Annotated in this window: 28 protein-coding genes and 3 tRNA genes; 11 read left to right on the top strand and 20 right to left on the bottom strand. The window is 44.1% G+C overall.

From position 1 onward, the window contains the following. Positions 1-74 precede the first annotated feature (74 nt). Both B9G69_RS07730 and B9G69_RS07725 read right to left on the bottom strand, forming a co-directional pair. Positions 75-584 (bottom strand): GNAT family N-acetyltransferase, encoded by a 510-nt coding sequence (locus B9G69_RS07730; RefSeq protein ID WP_088616094.1) that lies wholly within the window; start codon positions 582-584, stop codon positions 75-77. 103 nt (positions 585-687) lie between these two features. Continuing rightward, a tRNA-Ser gene (locus B9G69_RS07725) sits at positions 688-778 on the bottom strand. A 154-nt stretch (positions 779-932) separates the two neighbouring features. Here B9G69_RS07725 and B9G69_RS07720 point away from each other — a divergent pair. The 4 genes from B9G69_RS07720 (at position 933) to B9G69_RS07705 (ending at position 2,299) form a co-directional block, all read left to right on the top strand. After that, a tRNA-Arg gene (locus B9G69_RS07720) sits at positions 933-1,009 on the top strand. Between the two features lie 83 nt (positions 1,010-1,092). Further along, the gene (locus B9G69_RS07715; protein ID WP_088616095.1) at positions 1,093-1,545 is read left to right on the top strand and encodes a hypothetical protein; all 453 of its coding nucleotides are present in this window, start codon (positions 1,093-1,095) and stop codon (positions 1,543-1,545) included. A gap of 52 nt (positions 1,546-1,597) precedes the next feature. Continuing rightward, a tRNA-Asn gene (locus tag B9G69_RS07710) sits at positions 1,598-1,673 on the top strand. Between the two features lie 161 nt (positions 1,674-1,834). Further along, a complete protein-coding gene (locus B9G69_RS07705) occupies positions 1,835-2,299 on the top strand; it encodes a hypothetical protein (RefSeq protein WP_141096943.1) in 465 nt (154 codons plus the stop codon). A gap of 48 nt (positions 2,300-2,347) precedes the next feature. Here the strand turns inward: B9G69_RS07705 and B9G69_RS07700 are convergent, their stop codons facing one another. From B9G69_RS07700 to B9G69_RS07690, 3 genes are read right to left on the bottom strand one after another with little or no spacing between them, the layout of a single operon-like run. Further along, on the bottom strand, positions 2,348-2,857 hold the full coding sequence (locus tag B9G69_RS07700) for a hypothetical protein (RefSeq protein ID WP_254916936.1): 510 nt from the start codon (positions 2,855-2,857) through the stop codon (positions 2,348-2,350). 8 nt (positions 2,858-2,865) lie between these two features. Further along, the gene (locus B9G69_RS07695; protein ID WP_088616097.1) at positions 2,866-3,699 is read right to left on the bottom strand and encodes a metallophosphoesterase family protein; all 834 of its coding nucleotides are present in this window, start codon (positions 3,697-3,699) and stop codon (positions 2,866-2,868) included. Then, a complete protein-coding gene (locus B9G69_RS07690; RefSeq protein WP_254916937.1) occupies positions 3,696-4,667 on the bottom strand; it encodes a hypothetical protein in 972 nt (323 codons plus the stop codon). Before B9G69_RS07690 ends, B9G69_RS07695 begins: the two co-directional genes overlap by 4 nt. 80 nt (positions 4,668-4,747) lie before the next feature. On the opposite strand from B9G69_RS07690, the gene B9G69_RS07685 reads away from it, so the two are divergent. The 4 genes from B9G69_RS07685 to groL all read left to right on the top strand — a co-directional run bounded on the left by B9G69_RS07685 (position 4,748) and on the right by groL (position 8,229). Next, positions 4,748-5,344, top strand: coding sequence for a hypothetical protein (locus tag B9G69_RS07685; protein ID WP_088616098.1), 597 nt, complete (start codon positions 4,748-4,750; stop codon positions 5,342-5,344). Positions 5,345-5,462: 118 nt separating this feature from the next. Beyond that, positions 5,463-6,056 carry a hypothetical protein gene (locus tag B9G69_RS07680; protein ID WP_088616099.1) on the top strand — a complete coding sequence of 198 codons (594 nt, stop codon included), beginning with the start codon at positions 5,463-5,465 and terminating at the stop codon, positions 6,054-6,056. A 208-nt stretch (positions 6,057-6,264) separates the two neighbouring features. Next, positions 6,265-6,552, top strand: a complete 288-nt coding sequence (gene groES, locus B9G69_RS07675; RefSeq protein ID WP_168196705.1) for a co-chaperone GroES — start codon at positions 6,265-6,267, stop codon at positions 6,550-6,552. A gap of 30 nt (positions 6,553-6,582) precedes the next feature. Further along, positions 6,583-8,229 carry a chaperonin GroEL gene (groL, locus tag B9G69_RS07670; RefSeq protein ID WP_088616101.1) on the top strand — a complete coding sequence of 549 codons (1,647 nt, stop codon included), beginning with the start codon at positions 6,583-6,585 and terminating at the stop codon, positions 8,227-8,229. A 103-nt stretch (positions 8,230-8,332) separates the two neighbouring features. Here groL and B9G69_RS07665 read toward each other — a convergent pair whose 3' ends face one another. Beyond that, a complete protein-coding gene (locus B9G69_RS07665) occupies positions 8,333-9,895 on the bottom strand; it encodes an outer membrane protein (protein WP_088616102.1) in 1,563 nt (520 codons plus the stop codon). 76 nt (positions 9,896-9,971) lie between these two features. Here B9G69_RS07665 and B9G69_RS07660 point away from each other — a divergent pair, with 76 nt between their 5' ends. Genes B9G69_RS07660 through B9G69_RS07650 form a run of 3 tightly spaced genes read left to right on the top strand, consistent with a single transcriptional unit; the run spans position 9,972 to position 11,775 of the window. Further along, on the top strand, positions 9,972-11,093 hold the full coding sequence (locus B9G69_RS07660) for a hypothetical protein (protein WP_088616103.1): 1,122 nt from the start codon (positions 9,972-9,974) through the stop codon (positions 11,091-11,093). Between the two features lie 42 nt (positions 11,094-11,135). Then, a complete protein-coding gene (locus B9G69_RS07655) occupies positions 11,136-11,528 on the top strand; it encodes a response regulator (RefSeq protein WP_088616104.1) in 393 nt (130 codons plus the stop codon). Beyond that, the gene (locus B9G69_RS07650; protein WP_088616105.1) at positions 11,515-11,775 is read left to right on the top strand and encodes a hypothetical protein; all 261 of its coding nucleotides are present in this window, start codon (positions 11,515-11,517) and stop codon (positions 11,773-11,775) included. The genes B9G69_RS07655 and B9G69_RS07650 overlap by 14 nt, the downstream gene beginning before the upstream one ends. On the opposite strand, the gene B9G69_RS07645 is transcribed toward B9G69_RS07650, so the two are convergent. The 14 genes from B9G69_RS07645 to B9G69_RS07580 all read right to left on the bottom strand — a co-directional run bounded on the left by B9G69_RS07645 (position 11,776) and on the right by B9G69_RS07580 (position 22,482). After that, positions 11,776-11,949, bottom strand: coding sequence for a hypothetical protein (locus B9G69_RS07645; RefSeq protein ID WP_176400972.1), 174 nt, complete (start codon positions 11,947-11,949; stop codon positions 11,776-11,778). 258 nt (positions 11,950-12,207) lie between these two features. Further along, positions 12,208-12,405 (bottom strand): hypothetical protein, encoded by a 198-nt coding sequence (locus B9G69_RS07640; protein WP_088616106.1) that lies wholly within the window; start codon positions 12,403-12,405, stop codon positions 12,208-12,210. A 193-nt stretch (positions 12,406-12,598) separates the two neighbouring features. Next, on the bottom strand, positions 12,599-12,880 hold the full coding sequence (locus B9G69_RS07635) for a hypothetical protein (RefSeq protein ID WP_088616107.1): 282 nt from the start codon (positions 12,878-12,880) through the stop codon (positions 12,599-12,601). Between the two features lie 12 nt (positions 12,881-12,892). Then, the gene (locus tag B9G69_RS07630; protein WP_088616108.1) at positions 12,893-14,545 is read right to left on the bottom strand and encodes a DUF6531 domain-containing protein; all 1,653 of its coding nucleotides are present in this window, start codon (positions 14,543-14,545) and stop codon (positions 12,893-12,895) included. 30 nt (positions 14,546-14,575) lie between these two features. After that, complete coding sequence (locus tag B9G69_RS07625; protein ID WP_088616109.1) at positions 14,576-15,451, bottom strand: type II secretion system F family protein; 876 nt, start codon at positions 15,449-15,451, stop codon at positions 14,576-14,578. A 3-nt stretch (positions 15,452-15,454) separates the two neighbouring features. After that, complete coding sequence (locus tag B9G69_RS07620; RefSeq protein WP_088616110.1) at positions 15,455-17,659, bottom strand: ATPase, T2SS/T4P/T4SS family; 2,205 nt, start codon at positions 17,657-17,659, stop codon at positions 15,455-15,457. Positions 17,660-17,712: 53 nt separating this feature from the next. Beyond that, positions 17,713-19,236 (bottom strand): BON domain-containing protein, encoded by a 1,524-nt coding sequence (locus B9G69_RS07615; protein ID WP_088616111.1) that lies wholly within the window; start codon positions 19,234-19,236, stop codon positions 17,713-17,715. 44 nt (positions 19,237-19,280) lie between these two features. Further along, positions 19,281-20,201 (bottom strand): Flp pilus assembly protein CpaB, encoded by a 921-nt coding sequence (cpaB, locus tag B9G69_RS07610; protein ID WP_254916938.1) that lies wholly within the window; start codon positions 20,199-20,201, stop codon positions 19,281-19,283. 8 nt (positions 20,202-20,209) lie between these two features. Then, positions 20,210-20,716 (bottom strand): hypothetical protein, encoded by a 507-nt coding sequence (locus B9G69_RS07605; protein ID WP_088616112.1) that lies wholly within the window; start codon positions 20,714-20,716, stop codon positions 20,210-20,212. Beyond that, the gene (locus B9G69_RS07600; RefSeq protein WP_088617227.1) at positions 20,710-21,351 is read right to left on the bottom strand and encodes a hypothetical protein; all 642 of its coding nucleotides are present in this window, start codon (positions 21,349-21,351) and stop codon (positions 20,710-20,712) included. Before B9G69_RS07600 ends, B9G69_RS07605 begins: the two co-directional genes overlap by 7 nt. 16 nt (positions 21,352-21,367) lie before the next feature. Then, entirely contained in the window at positions 21,368-21,625 is a 258-nt protein-coding gene (locus B9G69_RS07595; RefSeq protein WP_088616113.1) for a hypothetical protein, read from the bottom strand. Next, complete coding sequence (locus tag B9G69_RS07590) at positions 21,622-21,810, bottom strand: hypothetical protein (protein WP_088616114.1); 189 nt, start codon at positions 21,808-21,810, stop codon at positions 21,622-21,624. Before B9G69_RS07590 ends, B9G69_RS07595 begins: the two co-directional genes overlap by 4 nt. Before the next feature lie 24 nt (positions 21,811-21,834). Continuing rightward, entirely contained in the window at positions 21,835-22,023 is a 189-nt protein-coding gene (locus B9G69_RS07585) for a Flp1 family type IVb pilin (RefSeq protein ID WP_088616115.1), read from the bottom strand. 147 nt (positions 22,024-22,170) lie between these two features. After that, the gene (locus tag B9G69_RS07580) at positions 22,171-22,482 is read right to left on the bottom strand and encodes a hypothetical protein (protein WP_254916939.1); all 312 of its coding nucleotides are present in this window, start codon (positions 22,480-22,482) and stop codon (positions 22,171-22,173) included. Positions 22,483-22,491: the final 9 nt, after the last annotated feature.

Here is a 22,491-nt window from a genome sequence, read left to right as displayed (position 1 = left end):
TACAAATAATCTCAGTTTGGTTTATTAATGCGAGTAAATACGAGGTTCTGATCGGACCTTTGGATGTGCAACGACTAACGTTTAAGCTCATACTGATTAATTTTGATTTCTTTGCCCCATACTTTGTCGAAGTCTGTGTATTGGCGAATCAATTTAAAGCCTGATTTAACTAAAACATTAGCGGAAGCGTGATTATCTTCATCAGTGATAGCACTTAAACCTGGCAGTTTTAATTCATCTAAAGCGTATTCGGTAAGTCTTTTAACGGCCTCAGTGGTAAAGCCTTTACCCCACTGGCGACGAACAATCATAAAACCTAACTCAATGTAAGGTTGATCTCGTTGCAGCAGCATAAACCAACCTACAAAATCTTTGGTATCTGTTATCTCTGCAGCCCAAATTCCTAATGGTTCACGAGACTTTTCATTCTCTATAACAAGCTGAAGACGCTCTTTGATTTTTTCATCGCTTAAAGGATATCGATGCGGAGAATAACGAATGACTTCCGGGTCGGCCTCAAGCTCCCGCATATTATGGAAGTCATTGAGATTGAATCTTCTTAGCGTTAGCCGTGCAGAATTCATAATTTAGCCCAAAAACGCAAAAACCTGCACGAGGCAGGTTTTGGCGATAAAAATGGCGGAGAGAGCCATAAAGTAGACGAACACTCCGCGGTGGTTATCTTTGAGCTGAAGGGCGGGATTTGAACCCGCGGTACACCTTTTGAGTGTACGAGCGTTTAGCAAACGCTTGGTTTCAGCCACTCACCCACCTTCCCGCGGTCGTTATAAGCGACTAGAAGATAGAAATTGCCATAGGCAGGGCGCCAAAGCAAGGATTGGGGCAGTTATAACGGGGTGCTTTTTGCAAATTTCTTTAAGAATGCTTGATTTTTTGATTACTGCGGCTTAAACATACGTCTCTTTCACAGTGCACTCGTAGCTCAGCTGGATAGAGTACTTGACTACGAATCAAGTGGTCAGAGGTTCGAATCCTCTCGAGTGCACCATTTTTTCCTCTTTAATTCCATAAAATCAATACCTTACGAAACTAAAAGGCATTACTCTGTTTTTCTCATGCGGAGGAAGGCCTATGGGTTTTAAATTTTGGCTTAAGATTGCGTTCATGATCGGCTCTTTTGGGCTGGTGATCTATGGAATGAAGCAGTTGCGCTCCTCTGAATTTGCCCGTGATTCCCAAAAGGAAGACAGCGCCTTAGCGTTGCTTTTGGGAGGAGATACTCGCCCTTTAAATTGGTGTTTGGCCGACACGAAAAAGGTCGAAATCTATTCTGGAAAGGGTGAAGTTCAAAAGACTTTGGAAAGTGCCCAAGATATAAGTTCTGTTTGTGAAATTCTGATCGGACCCATTTCTGCGGAAGCTGTTCAAAAATCACAGTTTTTACCTCGTTTGATCGCAACGGATGCCAAGGGGGCTAAAAAAACCCTGGAACAAGCCCCGAACTCACCTTTTTTTAGAGTTGATGACATGCCTATGAGCTCAACCGTGCTGGAAAAAGTCCTTCAGCGCCTGGCTCAGCCCTGATTTCTGTTTGACAAGAAAGGTCCAAACTAATAGTTTGAGCCTTCACCGATGTTCAGGAGTAGCTCAGTCGGTAGAGCAAGCGGCTGTTAACCGCTGGGTCGGGGGTTCGAGTCCCTCCTCCTGAGCCATTTTTTCTTACTTTAGCAAAGCTGAAGTGAAGATCAGAAAAAACCACCCATGAGGTGGTTTTTTAGTTTCTAATCCCTTACAAATTAGGACCGCTCGATCGAAGTACAGTTTCACTGGTGCGATATTGTGCAACCTGAACTCACCAAATATGATCATGTTTATGAAAAATATCATTTTTGGTTTGTACTTCGTTTTTTCTTTAGTGGGTTGTGCTGGTACGTATCAGATGAAAGCTTCAGATAGCCTGTCATCATATAACGCTAAAACAGTGCACGTAATAAATCAGGGTGGAAATTCAAAAGACATGGATGACCATGTTGCCAGAGCCCTCATCGCCCGTGGGTTTAAAGTGTCTGATGGATTGCCGACTCAGACTGTACCAAAAACGGATTTGTTAGTTAAATACACAGATAGTTGGTTCTGGGATGTTACGATGTACTTGAAGGCTGTCGAAGTAACTTTCTATGATCGCAATGGAAATATTTTGGCGAGTGGAGAGTATAACAATCACCCATTTTTCCACGGCTATCCCGAGGAATCAGAAGTGGTTCAAAAGATCATCGATGGTATCGTCGAACAGATGGGAAAGGCGAAATTGCAGAAACAAGCGGCGGCAAAACCCTAAGCATAGATTTTCTAACAAAGGCGATGGAAACATCGCCTTTGTTATTTCCTAGAACAGATACTGTAAAGAAATACCGCTGGAAATGTAGTACTGGATATCTTTGTTGTCGTTGTTGAACATCGCAATGATTCCGGTATCGAAAATACGCAGATGATATCCGATGGCAAAGTGACTTGGCATGAATGTCATTGTTGAAGCTAACTCCAGACCATATCTTAACGCCGTTTCGTCGTAATATCCTGGGGATGGATATTTGTCTGGAGATTTTAAGAAAAAGCGATCTTGATTAAGAGCGTATGAAGCAAAGACGCCAAACTGAAGCGGTCGCCACAGATTTCCACGAACACCGGTGTTCCACCGAGAATACCGATAAGACAGATTTGATTGGTAAAAAATCTCTTTGTCGATGTGATATCCACCGACTGAAAAATTCACGGCATGCTCAGGAAGCCATTCGTAACTTCCACCAAGGGCCATGGTACCCATAAAACCCGCACGCTCTAGCGTCAGTCGCCAGTTATCGGCCAAGGCATTTGCGCTAAAAAAAGTGATTAGCAACGATAGGATTATTTTAGAGTAAGAGTGCAATCTTCCTCCAATGTATCCATGCGTTTGATGCAAATCTGTTTCGTACCAATATCAATTTTGACAATCAACCAGTGAGAGCCACCTTTGTCAGTTTCGACTCGACCACATTGTAACATCACCGTTCCATTGTCGGTGCCCAGTAGGTAGACATGATTATGTCCATTGAAGACGGCTTGAACATTGGGATCTTTGATCACGTCGTCCATAATGACAGCGTCGTCTCCTTTGAATCGTTCGGGATCTCTGAGAGGCGCATGTGTATAAATAAGAATTTTTTTACCAGCACCAGAAGCCTCAGTAACAGTATCTTTCAACCATTGAGGATCGTAATTTTCTTCTGACTCTAAATTTGCGGAGTTAAAGAAAATGAAACGATAGTTTCCATTATCCATATAGAAATTCAAAGGGCCGAAAGCTTTTTTGTACAGCTCGGGACCCGCGCCGATGGAATCATGATTTCCGATGGCCAGAATCTTATTTCCATTGATACGAGAGTAAGCTTCGAGGAATTGGTCGTATTCAAGGTTGTAGCCTTGATTCGTGTAATCTCCAAGACCCGCAATGAAATCATAAGGGCCGTTTTGATTCATACTGAAAGCCAGGCGATCCAACGGTTTGTAGTTCTGATGGGGATCAGAGAAAATGGCCATGGTAATAGTGCCGTCACTGGTGAAATCGTCAAGCTTCGCCATGTTGGCTGCGTTCAGATTTCTTTCCGGTCTTAATAGTTGATCTGAAAAGGGAGAGTCTACGAACGGGGCGCAGGAGCTTAGAAAAACAAATGCAGAAAGATAAAAAATATTTTTCATCATAGACGGAACTCCACACCTAACCTGCCGTAATAGTCATTATCAATGACTTGCAGAGCAGAGCTAGGTCGATAAACTCTCTCTGATTCATAAAGCCTACGGTCGATGGCTCCGCCGAGTGCGAAGGTCACAGCGGTGTCTGCTGACACATATCTTTTCACTCCGCCTTCGATCATCACTTCTTGATAATACAACCGGGCGTCGTCTTCGGTTCTTTGATCGTAAAGATAAGAGCGGACTGTCACTGCGGTTTTAAAAGTAAAGACAGCATTCGCATCAACGGGTTTTACGGCGGAATAGTTGATTCCAAAGGGGGTCAGGCGAAAATCATGCTCCCACTCTTTTTCAGTTTTATACATGAAATGGACAAAAGGAAATCCGGCTGCCACAAGCCATTTGGACTCTTTGTTATAGATCACGCCAAAATATGGAAAAGGCGTGCCGTTATAAATTCCGCGGTTGTTGTTTTGATCGATCGCAAATATCCACTGATGATTATCGACCAGAGCTGTACGATAATTTACTGAGCCATAAAAGTAGTCATTTCGGGGAGTGCCCCAGGGCACATCACTGGCCGTAACATAGGCCGCATAAGCACTTGCCGAGGCACCATCAGAAAAATTTTTTCTGACTCCGATACCGCCAAGCTCGTGGCGAAGCGAGTTGCCAATGAAAATTTGCTTTTGACCCAGTTGAAAATCGGCTCTGCCTAAATTCAAACTTTCAGAATAAATGGCGGCGGAGGCACTCCAAGTTTCAGTTTTAAATAAAGGCGAACGTAGGTCAGCTAACATAATCCTCACTGGAGAATCTTTGTAGGACATCGGCGATGTCCACAAATCAGAACGAAAATCAAACGTCAGCTGAAGATTGTTTTCTTGAATAGTGGGAATGGTTCCAAGGGGAGTTGCCTCTGCCGTTGAAGTTCCAAGGATGAAAAATAAAATTGGTAGAGTTAAAAATTTCAGCACTTATAATTTTTAAAATTGCATTGAGTGTGAGTCATCACAAATCTGTTGGCTTTATTTTATAATACATCTTGTACCCCAAAATGCTTTTAGATAGCATTCCTCAATACATGAATATTTCAAACTGTTTTGCCAAGTGGCTGGTAAGCTTTTTGGTGGTGGGACTTGGCGCTTGTGCGAATCAAGAAAGCACTTCACCTGTATCGCCGAACCATAATCAGAATGACGACACAACAGAAGTTGTCGAATACGCGCGAGGTTCGATCAAAGGACTTGCATGGAACTATGTTCAAGGACGCGCGGTTATTTTCAAACGCAATCGCAAAGACTATTTAGAAATTCGTTTGTGGAATGAGAAATACGAAAATCCGTGTTCAGTGCCAGTTGGCTCCATTCTGCAAGTTCGCATGTATGCTTTGAACACTCAGGGATATTGGAAGATTGATCCTTTGGATCCGTTCTCTTTGATTCCGACGATTATTTTTTCAGATTATACTGCCAGCGGAAATACACGGGGTAACCTGATTGCAGATCAGGGGGAAATCTCTTTAACCTCTATTCGCAATGGCGTCGTAACCGGTTCAGTGCGGGGGCAATTTACCTCCAGCCATGTGGGAGCGACCCAGGTTTCGGGCCATTTCCAAGTTCCCCTCTGTACGCCTTTATTCGGCTCATATTGACACAAATAGGCCCCGAAACCCCACCAAATCTCATATATTGCTTATAGTTCATATTAACGCTGGGCATAAACATTGTATTCCTGGAACCTGATCACGTTTGTTGGAACTTGGAGGATCGATGAGCCCGATTAAACACCTCTCTTTGGTGGCCGTATTCTGTATGACTGCGACAGCTTTTTCTGCGCAGGCGGCATCCTCATCGAAAACAACAATCACACAATTTGTGCGCACTACTGTGGTAACGACTCAAGCGCCAGGTCCCGTACCTCAGGCTCCCCGTTTTAAAAGCTATCGCGAGTGGAAATCAGAGATGGTGGGCACGGCTCAATTGAAAGTGACGTATCTAAAAACTCAAATCGAAACCAAAAAATTGAGTCGCCGTGCTGCTGGTATGGATCCAAATTTGCCTCGCAGTAAAAACACGGTGGAAGCCGTAGCCTCTCAGGACTTCTCGGTCGAAAAAATGGAAAAACAGCTGCGCGAAGAACAATATGATCTGGAAGTTGCTAAGGACTTGTCTGTTACCGACTATTTCGCGGGCTATTTGACTAAAGTTCCAGATAAGAAAGCTGCGTTCAAGGAAGTGGCGGGTAAGTTGTCTCCAGAGGAAGTGGCTGAACTTATGAATGCCTATGCGAACTCCGTATTTGGGGCAGCCGCGTCAGACCTTCCGGCAAGTGCTACGAACACGACCAAGGAAGCCAGTCGCTAAGCTCTCTTTTTAACCCCTGATTTATAAGACCGTTTGGCATTGCCAAGCGCGTTAAGCTTTGAAAGCTTCTGACTTTCGCAAAAACCCACAAAAAATTTTGAAACACCTGACCTTGACTCTTTCGAGGGCAGGTTCATATTACCTCCATCAATTATTTTAAACTGAAAAAGTTCTAATAACCGGAGGAATTATAATGGCTAAGAACGAAATTGGCGTTCGCCCACTTCACGACAGAATTCTTGTTCGCAGAATGGCGGAAGAGGAAAAAACCGCTGGCGGTCTTTTCATTCCTGATACAGCAAAAGAAAAACCACAAAAAGGTGAAATCATCGCGACTGGTAAAGGTCGTGTAACTGAAGATGGCAAAATCTTGCCTCTTGAAGTTAAAGTTGGCGACAAAGTTCTTTTCAGCAAATACGCAGGTACTGAATTGAAACTTGAAGGCGCAGAATACTTGATGATGCGTGAAGAAGACATCCTTGGTGTTTTCAATTAATCGAAGAAATTAAATACGGAGTATATAATCATGTCTAAAGTTTTAGTATTTTCAGAAGACGCTCGCGGACACATCCTTAAAGGTGTAAACACTCTTGCGAATGCAGTAAAAGTAACTTTGGGACCTAAAGGTCGTAACGTAGTTATCGACAAATCTTTTGGTTCTCCAATGATCACTAAAGACGGTGTAACTGTTGCTAAAGAAATCGAATTGGAAAACAAATTCGAAAACATGGGCGCGCAAATGGTTAAGGAAGTTGCTTCCAAAACTAATGACGAAGCTGGTGACGGTACAACAACTGCAACTGTTTTGGCTCAAGCAATCTACCGCGAAGGTGCAAAACTGGTTTCTGCAGGTCACAACCCAATGTCTATCAAACGTGGTATCGACAAAGCGGTTGCAATCATCATCGACGAACTTAAAGCAATGGCGAAACCAGTTAAAGGTTCAAACGAAGTTGCTCAAGTTGGTTCTATCTCTGCAAACAATGACAAAGAAATCGGTCAAATGTTGTCAGACGCTATGGACAAAGTTGGTAAAGAAGGCGTTATCACTATCGAAGAATCTAAAACTGCTAAGACTGAAGTTACAGTAGTTGAAGGTATGCAATTCGACCGTGGTTACTTGTCTCCATACTTCGTAACTAATGCTGAAAGAATGGAAGCAGTTCTTGAGAACGCTTACGTACTTGTTTACGACAAAAAAATCTCTTCCATGAAAGATATGATCTCTATTCTTGAGGGCGTTGCTAAGCAAGGTCGCCAATTGTTGATCATCGCTGAAGACGTTGACGGTGAAGCATTGGCAACTTTGGTTGTTAATAAACTTCGCGGCACTCTTCACATCTGTGCTGTTAAAGCTCCTGGCTTCGGTGACCGTCGTAAAGCTATGCTTGAAGACATCGCGATCCTAACTGGCGCGAAAGTTATCTCTGAAGACATCGGTCGTAAACTTGAGCAAGCTACTATCGCTGATCTTGGTGTTGCGAAACGTATCGTTGTAGATAAAGACAACACGACAATCATCGATGGTTCTGGCAAAAAAGCAGACATCACTGGTCGCGTAAACGCAATCAAAGGTCAAATCGAAGAAACTTCTTCTGACTATGACAAAGAAAAATTGAAAGAGCGTTTGGCTAAATTGGCTGGCGGCGTAGCTGTTATCCACGTTGGTGCTCCTTCTGAAGTTGAGATGAAAGAGAAAAAACACCGCGTAGAAGACGCTTTGAACGCGACTCGCGCAGCTGTTGAAGAAGGTATCGTTGCTGGTGGTGGTACTGCTTTGCTTCGCGCTTCTCAAAAAGTTGATAAATCTAAATTCAATGAAGACGAAGGTTTCGGCGCGATGATCATCAAACGTGCTTGTGAAGAACCAATTCGTCAAATCTCTGCGAATGCGGGTCTTGATGGCGCGATCGTTTTGGATCGTATCCTTCAAAACAAATCTGCTTCTTGGGGTTTCAACGCATACTCTGACGAATACACTGACCTAATTAAAGACGGTGTTATCGACCCAGTTAAAGTTGTTCGTTGCGCTCTAACTAACGCAGCTTCTGTATCTTCTTTGATGCTTACTACTGAGACTATGATCGCAGATGCACCTAAGAAAGATTCTCCAATGCCAGCTGGTGGCGGCCACGATATGGGCGGCATGGGTGGTATGGGCGGCATGATGTAAGCCTAAGGCTTACGTTAGCTTTCCCAAAAAATTAAAAAGCCTGAGTTTAACGACTCAGGCTTTTTTTATGCGTTGATTGAAGGAACAGGCATCAGGTACCTATTTAGAACAGATACTGGATTCCGCCCATTAGGGTTGTCATTTTGTGGCTGACGGTGCTTCTGTCACCGCCATCATTGTAATCGGACTGGAAGTTTTCAAAGAGCAGTTCCCCTTTGATCGCGAACTTTGTTCTTAAGCGATATGTTCCGTAAAAGCTGAAACTATTGATTGTGCTTTTATTGCCCGCACCCGATCCCGGGCTTTCGCTCATTTTAGGATTCATGAACAGATCAAATCGGCCGCCAAGCTCCATTGGAACCTCGGGTCCTAGAGGAAAAGAGCCTCCAAGGCTTAACATCAAACCACCGTATTTGTTGGATGTGAAAGCCACAGGAGTGCTGTCGTCAATTTTAAAATTCGTATCTTGGTAACCACCGCTTAGTTGAATTTTTGGACCAAAGAAATCATTCGATAAAAGGAAGTTGTAACCACCCTGAACAGAATACTGTGACATCGAAGTGTTTAACGAACCAGGCGATGAGTAAGTGTTATTAATTGAAAACACAGATTGGCGAAGTGTTAATGCCAGATACCATTCTGGATTTATCCACATTTCACCGCGTATCAAAAGATTCGGAGCCAGATTTGCATTTCCTGAGATCGACTGTTCCGTCGGGGTTTTCAATTTTACATTCTGAGAATAGGACGAGAAACCGGCCAACACTTCAATTTTTCCATATTGGGGAGCGGGCTCAGGTGCCCACTCTTTAGGGTCGTCACCAAAGGCCACGTCTTTATCAGGACGAGTCGTGATGTCAGTTAGGACTTTTCCAGATGGAGTGGTGATTGGTGTAGCGTACTTAACGAATTCATCAGGCATAACCTTTGAGCCCACGGTTATAACGCCTGGTTCTTTTTCAAGTTCGATGTAACCGAAGCTTAGATAAGGTTCGACTTTGAAAAGTTTAACACGTCCTAAAACTTCTTTTTCTGTGCTTACAAGAATCTTAAGTTTTGGATGACGGTTCACCTTGATAATTTGTACGATCGAAACACGACTGTCAGGCTTTAAGCCGTAGTTACTACCCAAGTTCAAAGTGACTTGTTGTCCTCGACGGCTCATGATAACCGCACGGAAGGGCATTCTGTTCTTCAGATTTTGGAACATGATGCTGGCCTGAGTTTTGATATCTGCTGTATCAAAACCTTTGTAGTCGACTAAAGTTTCTTGCATCAGTGGAAATCCTTCGCGGCCCACGAACAAGGTCATAGTCATCGATATACCACGAGGGCCACGAATAATTTTAGAAGTGATGGCTGCATCTGATTTGGCTGTTTGCAAAACTTTTTGTACGTCAGTCGGATTTTCATCAAGCAGTTCAGATTTGATTTCCAGATTCTTTGGATAATTCACCAACGACCACTGTTTGTCTTGATTAAGCAAAGCACGAATCTGCTCTTCCACAGGTTTCGCATAAATGCCGCCTAAGTTATCAGTAGTTGGAACCAGTACGATCGACTTAATTGCGAGGTCTTGGTCGACTGGACTGACATACGCATTCTGGGCAAACGTCTTAAGAGTAAATGCAAAAACAACGGTGCTGATGAGCATTTTTATTTTCATATTTTAATTCTGCACGTCGAATGAAAAGTCGTCAATTTTGGGTCAAGTAATTCGGACCGTTGCCGAAATAATTTTTATGAATATACATAATCAATTTTTGGTGACGATCGCTTTCGCATTATTAACTTCAACTGCTTACGCGCAGTCTAGTCTGGAGGGTTTTTCTTCTGGACGTTATGAAGTTCGCAAAGAGACTGTTGCACCAGCGAAAACAAAGCTAAAGCGTAATCCCGCGCAAGCGACCGAGCTTCCCCCAAAAAAGGTCGAGGCAACAGAGTCAGCAGCGGTGGCGCCGACCCCTGGTGCGTCTACAACTGCTACGGCAGTAGTGGTATCAACGACGACTGCGGTACCGGCTGCAACAACTCCTGCAGTTACACCTGAACCGGCAGAACCAACTATCGGAGCTCAGGCTGAGGCCTTGTTCACCAACAAAGCTGACAAAATTTACGACTACTATGCTGAAACAATTCATCCAGATGACATCCGTAATAATCGCTTGGAGATCGAAGTTTCCCCGGTCGCTGTGTACAATGAGTCGAAAGCAAATTACTCATTTCGTGAATATCAAAGTTATTACGATGCCCTTCGCTTCAAAGCCAATATCTGGTTAACGCCGCTTATTGGTGTCAGTGGTAAGTTTATGTTTTCAATGGCAGCTGATCTTGATGCTATGGATGCTGATAAATCCAGAGTGCCCGCTCGTTATGAGTTTCTGGACGTGGGTTTGAATTTCCGTAGATATTTTGGAAACTCTCGCAAATCTAACTCGTTAGAATTTTCGCTTTTGTATAGTGATAATAAAATGAATCCACCGACGGACGCAGAAAACCGTATGCGCCTCAGTACATCAGGTTTCGGTCTTGGTTTGAAGGCGCGCTTGCCATCATCCGTTGATTACGCCTGGGTGATCGGTGGCAGCTTGTTCCCACGGTTACAGCATTCCGAATCTACAACGAGCACGGGTGTGAATTCTGGATCTGTGGATGAAAACTCTCGCTTAGGTATTGAGTTTGGTGGTGAATGGCGTTTGTCCCGATCAAGCCAGTTGTTGTGGGGACTTGAAGCTTCCGCTGAACGCAATATGTTGGATGGAGCAGCCACGCAACCAGACCCAAGTACAGGCGCAACACCCAAAAACGTGGGTGTGACAAATTCTTTATACCTGTTCTCCCTAGGCTATCGTTGGGGCCACTAAAATCCTCTCATCAAAAGGCTGCGTGGCTTCTATACTGAGGCCATGAAGATACGTTTTACAGTTATCGATGATGCGGCCTTTCTGCGCGAGCTTATAAAAAATATTATGAGTAACGCTGGCCATATTTGCGTCGGCGAAGCAGAAAATGGAAATGACGGAATTCGTTTAGTCGATTCTGTTCTGCCCGATTTAGTTTTTCTGGATATGGTGATGCCCAACCGCAATGGTTTAGAAGCGGCTCGCGCGATCAAAGAATCTCATCCTGATATAAAAATTGTTGGATGCTCGACAATCGATAATGACGCCATGATTGAAAAGGCGCACGAGGCTGGCTTTGATGCGTACATCACTAAGCCATTCACTAAAGACAATTTACTAATGGTCGTTTCAAAAGTGTTATCGCAACTGGGGGAATCTTCGCATGGAAGAACTTAAATTTGTATTAAAGACATTGGCTTTCACGATGGTTTTAATTGTGCTTGCTCAAGTTAAAGTCGGTGGGACGACAATTGAATCGTATTCATTTCGTTGGTTACAGAGATCAACAGTGTCTCAGTATATTCAAAGTGCTGCGGCAGGTGGCGCCATGGCGTTAAAGAACTTAACAGTGCATGTAAAAGACGGCGTAGTAAGTACAGTTGATGGTTTCCAAGAAGGCTCTCACGAAAAGGCTATTCGTTAATTAGCGAACTGCTTTTGTAGCTGTAACTTGTTTTGTAGTTGCAACGATGTTTGAAGTTGTTGCAGCTGTTTTTTTGAAAAGAGAACCAGAAGAGCGTGAACCGCAAGAACCAGTTGCTGCGAAAGATGTAGAAGATACTGCGAAGATTACTGCTGCTGCGATGATTGCTTTCATGTGAACTCCTTTGTGCGTTGGATACTTACCTCTAATGCATCCAACATGCCAAAGAAGATGAATCAGACTGAGAATTCAGTCTCGAAGAATCAACTACTTACAAAATCCAAATCTCACAATGAGACACGAGTGCCAAACGGCGCCTTTTTGCGCTCACTACTGACAAGGGACTGAACAGAGCTAAATCCCAGAAAAGAAGAGCGAGCGACCCAGGGGGGAGGCAGGCCACTCACTCCAAAAGGGATTTAAACATATATATTAGTTCGCACCTTTGTTGGCTTTAACAGCGGTAGAAGGAGCTGGTGCTTTAGCAGCGGCTGTATGACCTGCAGATGTATTATCAAGGATACCGACATTCTTGCGAGCGTTGCACGCTGTAGAGCCCGGCGTTCCTGCGGAAGAAATAGAAGCTGTTGCCGCAATAGCAACCACCATCATGATTTTAATAGCTTTCATATAAACTCTCCTTTGAAGTGAAATAAAACTTCAAAAGGAACTATTGCAGTGGGTATGCCAGAAAGGCTGTTTCGAAGTGATATGGAAGCTTTGTGATATCAAGGGTTTATGGGTTAGGGGCGCAAAATAAAAAAGGCCCTCTGTGCAGAGAGCCTTTTTGCGCGCTTCCGTTGTTTAGGAAGTTAACAGCAGCTTATTGAGCGCCGCCTTGTCCTTGTGAAGTTTCGGAGCCTGAGCTGCCACTGCCACCAGATCTAGGCTGAGCTGCGGTTTTGTCTAAGATTCCGGCCTCTGACAAATGCTTAAGGCATCCGCCCCCAGGGCATCCGATTTCAACCGCTCTGCCAGTCGTTTCAGACTGAGTAGTGCGAGCCTCTTGGTCGTTCTTTGCATCGCTGGCAGCGCCCGGTGCGCTTTGTGCGTGAGCCGCAGTTCCGATCAGTGCAATTACTGCCAATAACAAGATATTCTTCATAACGATCTCTCCTTAGAGATATAGCTCTGCAGTTGCAGGCGCGATAATGTCGAGCAAGTTATTGAATGTGGAGGCCACTTGCATTGCCACCGAAGGACCTTCTTTTGAATCTACCTTGTTGATTTCACCATTAGTTTTGTAAGAAACCTGAATAGTGCCCAAACCAGGACGAGTCACGATCGCGGGCTTACCATAGCGTTCTTCGTACTCGATTTTAACAACTTTTTTCGCTTGATCAGTGATCGTGGCAATTCTTCCACGATTATCATAGGTCATAGAGATCTTTTGACCATCAGAGTTCTGTGCGAAATTAAGGTTGCCCTTGCCATCGTATTTAAACTGAGTTGCTTTCGCCGTTACCTTTTGACCTTTTTGGTTAAAGAACGTCGTGGAAACTTGGCTTACTTTCTTAATCGATGGATCATATTCAAAGGCCATACGAGTGGCCGGTGTCGCTTTAACTTTTACCAAACCATCAGCATAGTATTCGTAAGAGATGCGTTCCGCATTTCTGCGAATGCTTGTCGGCTTACCGAAAAGCTCGTGATAGCTGATGTCAGTTACGTTGCCGTTTACCGTCGTCATTACACGTTGAAGGAACATTTGACCGTCAGCGCGTTGTTTGTGCCAGAACTCGTACTTATTATCCGCAACAGTTTCTTTGCCACAAACTTTTTTAACCGTAGACCAATAGTGGTTTTGCGGCTCGCTTTGCGAGAATTCGTATTTATAAGACTCTGTACATTTATCACGGTCAGTGAATGAAGTGACCCAGTCGTTCTTTTTATCATACTTAACTGCAACAAAAGTCTTATCGGGCCAAGAAGCCTTTGTCAGATTGTGCAGGTCATCGTATTCGTAAGAATAAGTTTTTTGCCAAGCATTCTTAACGGAAGCCAAGTCGTCAAGGTTCGCAAATTTATAATCTACGTTTAAACCGTTCGGACCCGTGATTTGTTTTACTTTTTTATTTTGGTAGTATTTGAAAGCCAAACGACGACCATTGTTGTCTTCGATCTTAGCAACAAGGTCTTTATCATATTCAAATTTCAAGAAGTTACCGTTCTTGTCATAGATATGAGTCAGTTTTCCTTGGGGGCTAAAGCGCTGAGAACTTCCATCTGGAAGCGTACGAGTGTAGTAAGTTTTATTAAAGGTGAAGTTCTCGACTTCTCGACCGTTTGCAAAAAACTTAGTGCCTTCTTTAACAGCGACGTTAATGCCATATTTTCTGGCGAATTCGGCACGTGCGTTGTCGTCTTCAAGCAATTGAGATTTAAGAGAAGTAAGGTACGAATCTGTAACGCCGACCTTTTTTTCTGCTTTCATCTTACCGATGATCGCATTAATCGTGTTATCAACGTCTTTACGAGTTACTTCGCGAGGAGAGAATGTGATCTCCATGCCGCCGCCGCACTCTTTAACTTTGATATTACCTTCACCATTAACTTCCATGCTGGTTTCGAAATCAGAACACCATCCGAAACCAAACATTCCGTTAAAAAGTGAACGGCTATTGTAAGTTCTGATAATTTTTAGATCGTACCCGGTACCTGGTACGTCCATATCGATCCACGTATTGGAATAGTTGGCATTCTTCATGTCGACAAGAGCATGCGCCTGTGCCGAGAAAAGAATAGCCACTGCAATAAGTGCCTTCTTCATTATGTTTACCTCTTCCCTGAAACTGACGGACTACACTTTGATAGTAACAAGTTTTTTGATGAGGACACCACCGATAATTTGCAGAGCTAGCATGGCAAACAGCAACACTAGACCTAAGGTGGTTGTAAACATAGGCTTGATGAATGTGGGATCAATTACCGCAAAAACACCCAACAAAAAGAAGGGAACCAAAGTAACGATTATCCCTTGCATCATGCCTTGTGCAGTCAGTGCTTGAATTTTCTTTTCAACTTTTTGTCTTTCTCGAATGACCGTGACTATGGTCTGGAAAGTCTCCGCCAAGTTACCACCAGTTTCTTTTAAGATATTGATGGAGGTCACAAACATCTGGACGTCTGGACGGGGAATCCGATTTCCTAAGTCATTCAATGCGCTTTCAAAGCTATCCCCAACTTGCATTTGGTAAAGCACTTGAGAGAACTCTTGGCTGATAGGATTTCCCATGATTTCTACAACACGCTTCATGGATTCCTGCGGATTTGAACCCGCTTTGATTCCGTTTGCCATGATGGTAATACCGTCAACCATCTGATCTACGAAAACTGTACAACGTCTTTCATACAGAAAACGCACAATCAAAAGAGGAAGCTGCCATCCTGCGATAGTAATAGAGCAGCCAAAGACCGCACCGACAATCACACTTGGCCAAAACGCTAAAAAAACCAAAGCACCAAGACCGAAGCTTAACAAAAGAATTAAGATCGTGATTTTCTTTTGGTCAGTTTCCATTCCCATCAAACGCATGATTCGAATGACTTCTTCACGTTGGCCTAAGCTGCGTTTATGAAGCCAAGCAATGGACTTATCAGCCCAAAGGATGACAAACGTAAATACGCAAATACCAAACAGAGGAATCAGAATCCATTCGTTTGCTAGAAACTTCATAGATTACCCGACCTTCTTAGGAGGAACGACTCCGCCTGGCATTTTAGGCATTAAACCACCTTGAGCGGGTGATGGAGCTGCAGGTTTCGCAGCAGCAGCTGGGTCGTTACTGAAAATTTCACGAGGAATCACGACGCCTTTATCACTCAATTTTTGAATGAAGCTTGGGATGGTACCTGTTGCTTGGAAGACACCTTGAATTTTGCGATTCTTATCGTAACCAGTTTCTTTAAAGCGGAAGATCTCTGCCAAAGTAACCACGTCACCTTGCATACCAGCCACTTCCGTGATGCTCATGATTTTACGGCTACCATCGGATTGACGAGAGATCTGAACGATCAAGTTCACAGCTCCAGCAATTTGTTCGCGGATCGCGCGAACTGGAAGATCCATACCAGCCATCATTGAAAGAGTTTCTAGACGAGCAATACACTCACGCGCGCTGTTGGCGTGAGTCGTAGTCATAGAACCATCATGACCTGTGTTCATGGCTTGTAACATATCTAAGGCAGCGCCGTCACGGCACTCACCCACGATGATGCGATCAGGACGCATACGCAGGGCATTCTTAATAAGGTCGCGGATATGAATCGCGTTTGTACCTTCCATGGAAGCCGGGCGAGTCTCAAGACGTACCACGTGCTCCTGTTGCAATTGTAACTCGGCCGCGTCCTCGACAGTGATGACGCGTTCATTGGAAGGGATATACGAAGAAAGCATATTTAACAGGGATGTTTTACCTGAACCCGTACCACCTGAGATAACAACGTTTAAGCCGTTCTCGACGCAGATACGAAGGAAGTCGATCATGTTTTTAGTGATACTTCCGTATTCAATATACTTTTCAGCGGTGATACCGCCTTTTTTAAACTTACGAATTGTCAGCGCAGGTCCATCAATTGAAAGTGGTTCAATAACTGCGTTAACACGAGAACCGTCTTTCAAACGGGCATCCACGTACGGTGTCGAATCATTGATCTGACGACCCAGGGGTGTCACGATACGCTCGATAATACGACGTAAATGATCATTCGAAGTGAATGTCACAGGACTTAATGCAACTTTACCGGATTTTTCCACAAAGATTTTCTTAAAGCCGTTAACCATGATCTCTGTCACAGCTGGATCGGCTAGCAAATCCTCCAAAGGACCCAAGCCCAAGGCCTCTTCTAAAACCTCTTTGATGATTTTAGAGCGTTCTTCACGAGGAGTGTCTGGAGCTTCTTTGTCGACGATAACAGTGATTTCGCGTTTGGTTTTTTCGCGAACTTCTTTTTCTTTATTCTCATCCTTGCCGGTATCGACTAGAAGTTTTTTTAGATCAACGGTACGGATCAATTCATTATGCACACGGATTTTTAAAAGTGTGCGAGGGTCCATACCATTGGCTCCCGGAATCGGAGCACTGGCTTCGTTAGAAGCCGGAGCTGGTTTGGGACGAGACAAAGTTTTTAGACGCTGTAAAATACCACCAGTTAGTTTACGTGAAAGGTCATAGTACGACGCCGTCAGTGGCGTTTTAGGCGCACTGATAACGAAGGGTTGGTATTTTTGCAAAGCCATGTTGGTTGTTGCTTCGTCTTGTGGAATGATTCCTAAAAATGGCAACTGCAATTGATTAGAAATTGCTTGCGGAGATAAACCCGTTGGCGAAGCCTTATTCACCACAAGTTGGAACATGTCTTTAGGGAATGTGGCTGATAAAAGCTCATTCACAAGTCTTTGTGTTTGAGTCACAACCAGAACCTCAGGAGTCGTCACGATCATGATGGCAGTGGCTTCTTGAAGAACCGCCATTTGTGCGGGACCCAGGTCGTTACCCACGTCAACGATCACAAACTTAAATGCTCGAGAGAAAAACTCCATCAACTTACCAAGAAGATCAGGAGAGATATTTAATTGTTCCTCAGGGCCACGAACGGCGCCGACATAGCCCAAACCAGATGGGGCCATTGTCACAAGCGTGTTCATTGGTTGAGAATTTAGAGAGCCTGTGAACGTGGAAAGTTCTTTCAAAGTTTTTACAGGTTTAAGACCCATAATCACATTTTGATCGCCCACAGATTTTGAATCGGCGTCGACAAGTAAAACCTGAGTACGTAGCTCGGTCATCAATGCGCAAGCAAAGTTAGCGGCGAAGACGCTTTTACCTACGCCCCCTTTACCACCAACTACAGCGATGAGATTACAATTCGGATTGATAGCCAATGCGGACCTCCGCTTAACATATCGGCTTCTATGATCAATCCGTTTACGCGACGTTAGTCGCGCAGACGGAATTTTTTCTTAATTTGTTCAGATCCAGCACTTGCTGAAGTCTTAACAACTGGAGTGACGAAAACCACAAACTGAGATTGTTGTTTTGCGAAGTCTTTAGAAGCATACAAGCTGATGATTGGATTTTTTTGTCCAGAAGGACGGTTGTATCCAGTCGATGATGAGTTGCGGATTAGACCACCCACAGCCGCACTTTGACGGTCACGCACTACCACCGAGCTTGTCATTTCATTTGAGCTGGTGATAGGAGCACCCGCAGAAGTACTGCCGATCATAGAAGACACTTTAAAAGCCATGTCCATGCGTACAGAACCAGACTTTTCACCCATAAGAACCGGCGTAATCGTCGTCACGATACCGACTTCGGCAAAAGCAGTACCTTGAGTACCATTCTGACCGATAACTGCATAGGGTTGGTTGGTGATCTGTTTGATTTCACCTTTTTTACCATCCTCAACGATCATACTTGTACTTTCAAGAACGCGTGCTTGACCGTGCTGTTTTGCCCAGTTCAATTTCGGGAGCAAGTTTGAAACTGTTCCTGTGATTGAACTTACGATACCACCAGCAGCTTCGCCTCCAGTTTGGAAAGTCATTTGCGAATTATCGCCCAACTCTGGAGTGAACTGGAACTTAAAGTTCTTAGAGTAGTCTTTTTGCAATTCAACGTAGTGAACTACAAGTTGGATCATCTTTGGAGGTGGCTTTGGTGCCGATTCTTTAATTTGGATAAGGTTGATAACGCCATCATTTGCTGCCTTACGTTCAACAATCACGCCTTTTTCTGCGGCCGCATCCACGATACGAGCGGGCAGATATGTTTTAGCAATGATCTCTGCACGAGCAGATTCGTCGGCGCTGTTTGCCCAGCCTTGCAGGATGATTTTGTCATTCACGGCGCGAACTTCGATTTCTGGATTGTTGATATCACGAGCGATGAACTCTGCGATCTTCTTTTGTGCAAGGGGGCTTAATGTCACAATTGAAGAAGCTTGGTTACCGAATTGAGATACCACGTTATAGATACGCGCCATATCCTTAGGGAGTAGGATTTGACCGTCGACTACAACTCTATCATTTACGATCTTGATATTGATACCTTCGATATCACCCAACAAAGATCGCATTTCACGAACGATCTTATCAAGTTTGCTTTTCTTAACGTCAATACGATACTCCGCAACGATTTTACCATTGCGTTTATCATGGATCGTTAGCGTCGCGAAACCTTCTGATTTCGGTACGAAGCGAATCACGTTAAGGTCTTTAGAATAGTTGGCAGTGACGACACGGCGGAAGTCACCTTTGAAATCCACGTTATCTGGAAGAGGAGGGAGCTTTTCATCTTGCTCAATTCCCAACGTCAAGTTGATGAATTTGCGCGAGCGGAAAGCGCCACTGCTGTCTTCGCTGGACGATGACGGAGTTGCAGATAGATCGTCTTCTGCATGCGCAACATGTCCACAAAGACTTAATACAAGCCCCAGTGTAAGCAGCATATATTTCATGGTTCCCCCTTAACTAACAATTCCCCAAAACAAAGAACTCAATACTACAAGGTCTTAAAGCCGTTCCTACGTTGTTGCGTCGGTTGCGGTGCTCGTTGCTGCATTGGTTGCATCATTCGTTGTTGTTGCTGTGGTAATACTACTGGAGGCGCTGCTGGCACTGCCGGAGCTGCATCCAAAGATACCATCGGTCTGCCAAGGACTGTATCTGATGTCGAGCTAGGTGCTCTTACAGGAATTGTACGGTCACTTGGATTTCTAAGCGCAAAGAATAAATTTCCCGGCGCTGTTGATAAAATATAGAATAAGTCTTGTGCCTCTTTCGGCGTCGCTTCAACTGTGATCGTCGTATATTTTGTATCACCAGTCAGAGCGATCTGATTTAGATTCTTACCAGATGAATCAAGCTCAAACATACGAGGAATGTTATTTACAACACTTAAACCCGTTGCCAGAACTGGAACGTCACTCATCAAAGTGAATACCTCACGACGCTGTTGCACGCCTTTACCCGAGTCCACAGCAGCATAGATATCCACGCGGTCACCAGGACGGATGAGCTTTGCGACACCACGGATTTCATCAACAGGAATCGCAACTGCACGCTTACTGGGTGCTACTTGCAAGGCGATACCTGTGTCAGGGCCTGGCGTTAGAAGGTTATTCTTTACGATCATTTGGCCTTTACGAATAGGTACGGCAGCTACGTTACCGATGATCTCATCAGGAATCGTAACTGTGTCTGGCTGAATAAAATCAGCAGGCATATCTTTCGTTTCAACCATCGTGTCATAGACAGTTTGCATTTCAGCGATGTCTTCTTTGGCAACGACGACACGTTTTGTAGAACCAAATCGCTTGTCGTATTCAGCTTTCTTTTCTTGCGAATAGCTATAAAGCAAGAATGTGGCGAAGATTCCCGCTGCAATTGAAAGCCATAAATTTCTAGTGTCGTTTGATCCCATATCTTCTCCTACGCTCCACAAGCTGCATTCAGACAAATCCCGTATTGTGATTTAATCCAAATGGGGTTCACGCCTACTCGTTCGTTTCGTTCTTCATCTTTTATAAAAGGAACTTGTTGATTGTGCTCACTCTTAGAGCCGGATTGATCAACTTCCTTCTGGCTCGCCAAAATCATGATGTTGATTGGACGAGTAGAAGAATACCATTTAGGGTCTCCTGATTTAGGAGAGTCCTCGGAGTTCACACCGTGAATACGCAAACCCATCTCGTTATATGCGAGTTGTGCAGTGGACACGTCTCCGTTACTACGGAAGTAAACCAGGTTCGAGCGATGTCTAAATGTTTCAAAGGCATAGTTTCTGGCAGCGATTGAATTTAAAATTCCTGAGTGAATCGCGCCAAAGAATCCCAATGAAAAAGTCAGGAACGTAATAATGACGAAAATGACCGGGAGGACCTCGATCATTGCAGTGCCATCTTCATTGTTTAGGAGGCTTTTTTTGGATTTCAACATCCGTTATCCTCCATGGGTACGTATTTGTTTCGATATCGATCTGCAAGTATTGCAAAGCGACTGTCCAGGTTCATAATCGCATCGTAGCGTTTTTTAACCTGAAGATCCCAACATTCCTGTTGGGTCGGTTCGCGAATTAGAAATGCAGTTAATTTTGCTGTTGGAGCTTCGCCATCTTCAGTGGTGCGCCCCAAGAATGCGATTCTTAAAGCAAGCACTCGCGCTCCGAATGTTAGACGTGCTCCCGTTTGCGGGATGCGGTCATCAACATAAGGATAGTCTTCGGCAAAGTCTTTGCCACTAGCGCCACCGCCACGCAACTCAAGGTTTGATAAAGTAAACCAAGATGTGCCTGACGTAGAGAAAAGAGGGCTAAGGACATTGTTTGACATTAAATTTGAAAACTTATTGCGACCCATTTCGGTTTGCTTATCTGGGTCTACGTGACCCGCAACATAGGCGCGGGATGAGGCGAAAGTGATGTACTGAGCAATTTCAGCCATCGATAAAGTAAAGGTCATGACGAACATTACTGCGCAAAGACCCGCGCACAAGATCAATGAAAATATAAAATCCACAGTTATCAAACCGTGGGAATTATTTATGATCATGTGAGGGCTCGATAATGTTCTCATTGCGGCCTCAGGGTTATTATTCATTTGGGTTCAGGGAAATGCTGCGGTCTTTCTGGTTAGGGTGTTTTTGGCGAGCATCCTTAGCAGACAGCCAAACTCCACTCTCCATCATTCCAGCAACTTTGTCCCATGGACCGGTAATCATCTTTGCCAAAAATTTCGACTCACGAAGCTGGCTCATGCTCGCCATAAAAATTCCAAGCATCACGATCATCAGCAAAACGGCTTCGATCACGAATTGGCCTTTTCGGTTAGCGACGAGTGACTTCTTCATTTCAAAGCACTCCATTCATTACGAGAGCCCTTTGGCTTGAAGCCTTGTCCTGTATCCAATTGCTTTTCCACGCGTGCAGCCAATCGTGGACCTGATCCACGAAAAGCTTCGGAGGGAGCTGAAATAAATGCTTTCAGCCCAATCCCGAGAATTGCAATCATCAGCAAGACGTATTCAATCGTCACGCAAGCTCCGCTCTATATCTCAAACTATTGAGAAGTAACGCCTGTGATATCGCTTGAAAGAGAGCTGATTTTGTCTTTAACCGTAGTTTGAATTTTATCTTTGAAAATCATCACAAGACCAACCACGACAACCAACAAAAGGATGTATTCTGTCGCACCTTGACCGCGTTCGTTTTTCAAAAATTTTTTAGAAAAGTTCTTAAACTTCTTCATTGATGTTCCCCCTTGTACCTTCCATATCGGCTCATTTGGGGATTGTCTTGAGAGTTTTCAATACACTTTGTGGGAAATTAGTCCTGTATCAGAATGAGAAAAAGGGAGGTACAGGACCTCCCTTTTAATAAGAATTGGCTGTCGAGATTATTTACACTCAGCTTTGTCAGAAAATGACTTGCCTAAATCTTTGCCATCAAATTTGACGGAAACTTTCTTTTCCGTCAGAGTGCCTTTGCGAACGATTTTAGACGTTTTCTCAGCCCATTTTTCGCAAGCTTCTGCAGAGTCTAGTTTTTTAGTCTCTTCTGTTGGATTTTTTCCGTTATAAGGCTTCATCGCTTCAGTTTCTTTACCCGGACAAGCTTTGCGATCTACTGAAATAACGCAATCACCGGCAAAAGCGGCTTGAGCTACCATCAAAGTTGCAACCGTTGTCATCAATGCTGTCTTCATCATTGCAGTTCT

The sequence above is a fragment of the Bdellovibrio sp. SKB1291214 genome (genome assembly GCF_002209355.2).
Lineage (GTDB): Bacteria > Bdellovibrionota > Bdellovibrionia > Bdellovibrionales > Bdellovibrionaceae > Bdellovibrio.
The sequence above is the reverse complement of the archived record's forward strand: the minus strand, read 5'-3'. Positions and strand labels throughout refer to the sequence as shown.

Bases quoted from the DNA above. Each gene is read 5' to 3' on its own strand.
- B9G69_RS07730 (WP_088616094.1), bottom strand. From the start codon at position 584: ATGAATTCTGCACGGCTAACGCTAAGAAGATTCAATCTCAATGACTTC.
- B9G69_RS07715 (WP_088616095.1), top strand. From the start codon at position 1,093: ATGGGTTTTAAATTTTGGCTTAAGATTGCGTTCATGATCGGCTCTTTT.
- B9G69_RS07705 (WP_141096943.1), top strand. From the start codon at position 1,835: ATGAAAAATATCATTTTTGGTTTGTACTTCGTTTTTTCTTTAGTGGGT.
- B9G69_RS07695 (WP_088616097.1), bottom strand. From the start codon at position 3,699: ATGATGAAAAATATTTTTTATCTTTCTGCATTTGTTTTTCTAAGCTCC.
- B9G69_RS07685 (WP_088616098.1), top strand. From the start codon at position 4,748: ATGCTTTTAGATAGCATTCCTCAATACATGAATATTTCAAACTGTTTT.
- B9G69_RS07680 (WP_088616099.1), top strand. From the start codon at position 5,463: ATGAGCCCGATTAAACACCTCTCTTTGGTGGCCGTATTCTGTATGACT.
- groL (WP_088616101.1), top strand. From the start codon at position 6,583: ATGTCTAAAGTTTTAGTATTTTCAGAAGACGCTCGCGGACACATCCTT.
- B9G69_RS07665 (WP_088616102.1), bottom strand. From the start codon at position 9,895: ATGAAAATAAAAATGCTCATCAGCACCGTTGTTTTTGCATTTACTCTT.
- B9G69_RS07660 (WP_088616103.1), top strand. From the start codon at position 9,972: ATGAATATACATAATCAATTTTTGGTGACGATCGCTTTCGCATTATTA.
- B9G69_RS07655 (WP_088616104.1), top strand. From the start codon at position 11,136: ATGAAGATACGTTTTACAGTTATCGATGATGCGGCCTTTCTGCGCGAG.
- B9G69_RS07650 (WP_088616105.1), top strand. From the start codon at position 11,515: ATGGAAGAACTTAAATTTGTATTAAAGACATTGGCTTTCACGATGGTT.
- B9G69_RS07645 (WP_176400972.1), bottom strand. From the start codon at position 11,949: ATGAAAGCAATCATCGCAGCAGCAGTAATCTTCGCAGTATCTTCTACA.
- B9G69_RS07640 (WP_088616106.1), bottom strand. From the start codon at position 12,405: ATGAAAGCTATTAAAATCATGATGGTGGTTGCTATTGCGGCAACAGCT.
- B9G69_RS07635 (WP_088616107.1), bottom strand. From the start codon at position 12,880: ATGAAGAATATCTTGTTATTGGCAGTAATTGCACTGATCGGAACTGCG.
- B9G69_RS07630 (WP_088616108.1), bottom strand. From the start codon at position 14,545: ATGAAGAAGGCACTTATTGCAGTGGCTATTCTTTTCTCGGCACAGGCG.
- B9G69_RS07625 (WP_088616109.1), bottom strand. From the start codon at position 15,451: ATGAAGTTTCTAGCAAACGAATGGATTCTGATTCCTCTGTTTGGTATT.
- B9G69_RS07615 (WP_088616111.1), bottom strand. From the start codon at position 19,236: ATGAAATATATGCTGCTTACACTGGGGCTTGTATTAAGTCTTTGTGGA.
- cpaB (WP_254916938.1), bottom strand. From the start codon at position 20,201: ATGGGATCAAACGACACTAGAAATTTATGGCTTTCAATTGCAGCGGGA.
- B9G69_RS07605 (WP_088616112.1), bottom strand. From the start codon at position 20,716: ATGTTGAAATCCAAAAAAAGCCTCCTAAACAATGAAGATGGCACTGCA.
- B9G69_RS07600 (WP_088617227.1), bottom strand. From the start codon at position 21,351: ATGAGAACATTATCGAGCCCTCACATGATCATAAATAATTCCCACGGT.
- B9G69_RS07595 (WP_088616113.1), bottom strand. From the start codon at position 21,625: ATGAAGAAGTCACTCGTCGCTAACCGAAAAGGCCAATTCGTGATCGAA.
- B9G69_RS07585 (WP_088616115.1), bottom strand. From the start codon at position 22,023: ATGAAGAAGTTTAAGAACTTTTCTAAAAAATTTTTGAAAAACGAACGC.
- B9G69_RS07580 (WP_254916939.1), bottom strand. From the start codon at position 22,482: ATGATGAAGACAGCATTGATGACAACGGTTGCAACTTTGATGGTAGCT.